Genomic DNA, 4,642 nt, shown 5'->3' with positions numbered 1-4,642 from the left:
AATGACGCGCAGCCGGGGATCCGGGGTCTCTATGATAGGGAGTAAGGCCATGGGGGATCAGGTATGATCGAGGGGGCGCCCGGTCAAGGGGGCTAACCTACCGTTTGCGCCGCTGCCTCGCCGCTGTCGCGCTTTCGCTATCGGCATATTCGGGTGGGAGATCATATTTGCCAACACGGTCGAAATGGCGATCGCCCTTGATAGATATCTCTTTGAGATAACGCAGATAACGCCAAGAGGCGAAGATCGTCCACGCCACAAACCAAACCGCAGCGAAGATCCATGCTCGCGAAAATTGATGGTCAATGAGTGCCAACGGAAGAAATGGCAGCATCCCGGGGAGTAACGTCAATTCGACGCGTGAAGCGGAATCACGCAAGACCCCATCCGTCCAACCGCGCGCCAAAATCCAGATTTGCCTCGCGATCTTCATTACCCCACCGGCCGCCGCGCTCGCAGCGCCTGCGCCAGCGTCCCCTCGTCGAGATAATCGAGTTCGCCGCCGACCGGCAGGCCGTGCGCGAGTTGCGTCAGCCGCACCGGATAGTCCTCGAGCCGCTCCGCCAGGTAATGCGCGGTCGTCTGGCCTTCCAGCGTCGCGTTCATCGCGAGCACGACCTCGTCGATCCCGCCAGCGGCGACGCGCGCAACGAGCGCGTCGATGCTGAGATCCTGCGGCCGCACACCCTCCAGCGCCGAGAGCCGCCCGCCGAGGACATGATATTTGCCCGGGAACAGCCGCGATTTGTCGAGCGCCCACAGGTCGGACACCTCCTCGACGACACACAGGCTGCGCGCATCGCGGCGCGGATCGGCGCAGATCGCGCACGGGTCCTGCGTGTCGACATTCCCGCAGATGGTGCAGGTCACAAGCCGTTCGGATACAGTCTGAAGCGCTGCGAGCAGCGGCGCGAAACTGCTCTCGCGCTTCTTCATCAGGTGCAGCACGGCGCGGCGCGCCGAGCGCGGGCCAAGCCCCGGCAAGCGGGCGAGTTGCTGGACGAGCGCTTCAATCTCTTGCGATGCCATGACGGATGGTCTTAAGCGGCGCGCGAGAAATGACAATGCGCATCGCCTTTATGGGAACGCCGCCGTTCGCGGTACCGACGCTCGCCGCGCTCCACGCAGCGGGCCATGATATCGTGGCCGTCTACAGCCAGCCGCCGCGTCCCGCGCAGCGCGGCAAGAAATTGCAGAAAAGCCCGGTGCAGGTCTGGGCTGAGGAACATGACCTGCCCGTCCGCACGCCCAAGAGCCTGAAGGGCGAAGAAGCGCAGGCCGAATTCGCGGCGCTCGACCTCGATGTCGCGGTGGTCGCGGCTTATGGCCTGATCCTGCCGCAAGCGATCCTGGGTGCCCCGCGCGAGGGCTGCCTCAACGTCCATGGCTCGATCCTGCCGCGCTGGCGCGGTGCGGCGCCGGTGCAGCGCGCGATCCTTGCGGGTGATACCGAAACGGGCGTCACGATCATGCAGATGGACATCGGGCTCGACACCGGCGCGATGCGGCTGATTGAGGCGACGCCCGTTGCCGGCAAGACCGCCGGCATGCTAACGCACGAACTCGCCGAAATGGGCGCGCTGATGATGGTGAAGGCGTTGAGCGATCTCCACGCCTTCATGCCCGAACCGCAGCCCGAGGAAGGCGTGACCTACGCCGCAAAGATCGACAAGAGCGAAGCGCGGCTCGATTTCCTGACCAGCGCGGTGCAGGTCGAGCGGCAAATTCGTGCCTTCAACCCGATGCCGGGCGCCTTTTTCGAACTGGAAGGCGAACGCTACAAGCTGCTTGCCGCCGAGGTCGTCCCTCCAGCCGAAACCGTCGCGGGCGCAGCGCCGGGTGTCACCCTCGACGACAGCCTCACCATAGCCTGCAACCCCGGCGCGATCCGCGCGACGCGTGTCCAGCGCGCCGGCAAGCCCGCGATGGACGCCGCCGAACTGCTCCGCGGCCGCCCGATCGCGGCGGGCACGCGCCTCGCATGACGCGTTTCGCGCTCACCATCGAATATGACGGCCGCCCCTTCATGGGCTGGCAGCGGCAGGCGCACGGCCCCAGCGTGCAGCAGGTCATCGAGGAAGCGATCCACCGCTTCACGGCCGAAACGGTGCAGGTGTTCAGTGCCGGGCGCACCGATGCCGGGGTCCATGCGATCGCGATGCGCGCGCATGTCGACATCGAAAAGCCGCTGACCCCGTTCAAGCTGACCGAGGCGCTGAATGCGCAACTTCGGCCTGCGCCGGTCGCCATCGTGGCGTGCGAAATCGTTCCCGACGACTGGCACGCGCGTTTCGCCTGCACCGGACGGTCGTACGAGTACCGCATCGTCAACCGCCGCGCCCCGCTGACGTGGGACAAGGGCTTGTCGTGGCAGGTCGCGCGGCCGCTCGATGCCGATGCGATGCACGCCGCGGCGCAGCAACTGATCGGCCTCCACGATTTCACGACCTTTCGGTCGGCGCATTGCCAGTCGCAAAGCCCGGTGAAGACGCTCGACAAGCTGACCATCAGCCGTCACGGCGACGAGATCATCGTCGAGGCTGCCGCACGGAGCTTCCTCCACCATCAGGTGCGCTCGATGGTCGGCTGCCTCGCGCTCGTCGGCTATGGCAAATGGTCGGCGCGCGACCTGAAGGCGGCGCTCGATGCCGCCGACCGCAACGCACTGGGTCTTAACGCGCCGCCCGACGGACTCTATTTCGTTAGCGCAACTTATCCTTAGGGTCAGGCCCCATGGAAGCCGCATTTCATCTTTCGTCACCCCGGGCTTGATCCGGGGTCCGCGACGTCCGCGCCGCAATGGATGCCGGATCAAGTCCGGCATGACGAAGTAGGACGTACACATAGAAAAAGGGCGGCCCTTCCGGACCGCCCTTTTTACGTTATCGCTGTGCTGCGGGCTTACACCTTCTCGGCGTAATACAGCGGCGCATGTTCGTTGAGGATCTGGAGGATCTTCGCCTGCGCGGTCTTTTCGTCGCTTTCCTCCATCGCGCCGAGTTCGCGCGCGAGGCGGCTCGATGCCGCTTCGAAGATCTGGCGTTCCGAATAGCTCTGCTCGGGCTGGTCGTCGGCGCGGAACAGGTCGCGCGTCACTTCGGCGATCGACACGAGGTCGCCCGAATTGATCTTCGCTTCATATTCCTGCGCGCGGCGCGACCACATGGTGCGCTTCACCTTGGGCTTGGTGGTCAGAACCTGCAGCGCTTCTTTCAGCGTCTTGTCCGACGACAGCTTGCGCATGCCCACGCCTTCGGCCTTGTTCGTCGGCACGCGAAGCGTCATTTTTTCCTTTTCGAAGCGCAGGACATAAAGTTCGAGTTGCATGCCGGCGATTTCCGACCGCTGCAATTCGATGACGCGCCCCACGCCATGTTTCGGATAAACGACATAATCACCGACTTCGAACAAGAGCGTGTTCACGGACATGCAAATTCCTTTCTTGTGCCTTGACCCTGATCGGAAACTGCGACAACACCGGGACATCCGGCCCTCCGTATCGAGGGGGATGGGCATTCGGGCGGCGCTAGCCAGTCAGAGTGACAAGGGATATGGCTCCATCGGAAACGCCGAATGCGCCCCAGCCCGAGCGGCGGGAAGAGGCAGAATGTCGGCGTGTTGATATTTATTATAACAGATTCGCAACAAAATTGCCACCCCCGCGCGGAAATCCGTGGGGCGGCGCCTTGACGACCCCTGGCGGCCGTTTCACGCTGGGACAAAGAGGCAGATGGGGATGAAGAAATGAAGGATCAAGTCTGGTGGATTACCGGGGCTTCGTCGGGCATTGGAGCGGCATTGGCACGCGCGCTCGCGGCGCGCGGAGCAAAGCTGATCCTGTCGGGTCGCAACATCGCGGCTCTCGAAACCGTCGCCGCCGAATGCGACACCGAGACGCTGGTGCTGCCGTTCGAGGCGACCGGCTATGAAGCGATTCCCGGGCTCGCCGAACAGGCATGGTCCTGGCATGGCCGCATCGACGGCCTCGTCAACAATGCCGGCATTTCGCAGCGCAGCCTGGCGATCGAGACGGACTTTTCGGTCTATCAGCAGATTATCGCGATCGACCTGCTCGCTCCCATCGCGCTGACGCAAGCCCTGCTGCCGCGCATGGTCGGTGCGGGAGGCGGACAGATCGTCGCGATATCGAGCGTCGCGGGGATCGCCGGTGTGCCGCTTCGCAGTGCCTATTCGGCCGCGAAGCACGGCCTGATCGGCTATCATGACGCCGTCCGCGCGGAGAATGAGCATCTGGGGCTGAAGATACTCGTCGTTGCGCCCGGATCGGTGCGCACCAACGTCAGCCGCAACGCGCTGAACGCCGACGGCAGCGTGCGGGGGACAAGCGACGCGGCGATCGAGAACGGCCTGTCGCCCGACGCCGCGGCAGCGCAGATGCTCGCCGCGGTCGATGCGGGTATACGTGAACTGGTTGTTGCCGAGGGCGCCGAAGCAATGATCGCTGGCCTCCGCCGTAGCGACCCCGACGCGCTGTTCGACCGGATGAGCGCGATGGTACAAGCGGGCTATGCGGCGCAGATGAAGGCGACGAGCGCGTCCTGAAGGCGGTTTTCGACCGCAAACGACCGGGAGCTGCCATTCCCGTCGCGTACCCCGGCGAAAGCCGGGGCCCAGAGCGTAA

At 64.3% G+C, this 4,642-nt stretch carries 6 protein-coding genes; 3 read left to right on the top strand and 3 right to left on the bottom strand.

Annotation, left to right across the window (positions count from 1 at the left end):
• Positions 1-97 precede the first annotated feature (97 nt).
• Together VGD20_RS07875 and recR are read right to left on the bottom strand one after the other, a co-directional pair.
• Positions 98-379 (bottom strand): hypothetical protein, encoded by a 282-nt coding sequence (locus VGD20_RS07875; protein WP_331133915.1) that lies wholly within the window; start codon positions 377-379, stop codon positions 98-100.
• Between the two features lie 53 nt (positions 380-432).
• On the bottom strand, positions 433-1,029 hold the full coding sequence (gene recR, locus VGD20_RS07870) for a recombination mediator RecR (RefSeq protein WP_331133914.1): 597 nt from the start codon (positions 1,027-1,029) through the stop codon (positions 433-435).
• Positions 1,030-1,064: 35 nt separating this feature from the next.
• On the opposite strand from recR, the gene fmt reads away from it, so the two are divergent.
• Together fmt and truA are read left to right on the top strand one after the other, a co-directional pair.
• Positions 1,065-1,985: a methionyl-tRNA formyltransferase gene (fmt, locus tag VGD20_RS07865; RefSeq protein WP_331133916.1), complete on the top strand. Its 921-nt coding sequence runs from the start codon at positions 1,065-1,067 to the stop codon at positions 1,983-1,985.
• Positions 1,982-2,722, top strand: a complete 741-nt coding sequence (truA, locus tag VGD20_RS07860; protein WP_331133913.1) for a tRNA pseudouridine(38-40) synthase TruA — start codon at positions 1,982-1,984, stop codon at positions 2,720-2,722. The genes fmt and truA overlap by 4 nt, the downstream gene beginning before the upstream one ends.
• A 179-nt stretch (positions 2,723-2,901) precedes the next feature.
• Here the strand turns inward: truA and VGD20_RS07855 are convergent, their stop codons facing one another.
• Positions 2,902-3,429 carry a CarD family transcriptional regulator gene (locus tag VGD20_RS07855; RefSeq protein ID WP_037511307.1) on the bottom strand — a complete coding sequence of 176 codons (528 nt, stop codon included), beginning with the start codon at positions 3,427-3,429 and terminating at the stop codon, positions 2,902-2,904.
• Positions 3,430-3,744: 315 nt separating this feature from the next.
• Here VGD20_RS07855 and VGD20_RS07850 point away from each other — a divergent pair, with 315 nt between their 5' ends.
• Entirely contained in the window at positions 3,745-4,563 is an 819-nt protein-coding gene (locus VGD20_RS07850; RefSeq protein ID WP_331133912.1) for an SDR family NAD(P)-dependent oxidoreductase, read from the top strand.
• Positions 4,564-4,642 lie beyond the last annotated feature (79 nt).

Origin of the sequence: Sphingopyxis sp., assembly GCF_036402335.1 — a bacterium.
GTDB lineage: Bacteria > Pseudomonadota > Alphaproteobacteria > Sphingomonadales > Sphingomonadaceae > Sphingopyxis.
Note: the sequence above shows the minus strand (reverse complement) of the source record. Positions and strands in the feature narration are given on the sequence as shown.

Bases quoted from the DNA above. Each gene is read 5' to 3' on its own strand.
- recR (WP_331133914.1), bottom strand. From the start codon at position 1,029: ATGGCATCGCAAGAGATTGAAGCGCTCGTCCAGCAACTCGCCCGCTTG.
- fmt (WP_331133916.1), top strand. From the start codon at position 1,065: ATGCGCATCGCCTTTATGGGAACGCCGCCGTTCGCGGTACCGACGCTC.
- truA (WP_331133913.1), top strand. From the start codon at position 1,982: ATGACGCGTTTCGCGCTCACCATCGAATATGACGGCCGCCCCTTCATG.
- VGD20_RS07855 (WP_037511307.1), bottom strand. From the start codon at position 3,429: ATGTCCGTGAACACGCTCTTGTTCGAAGTCGGTGATTATGTCGTTTAT.
- VGD20_RS07850 (WP_331133912.1), top strand. From the start codon at position 3,745: ATGAAGGATCAAGTCTGGTGGATTACCGGGGCTTCGTCGGGCATTGGA.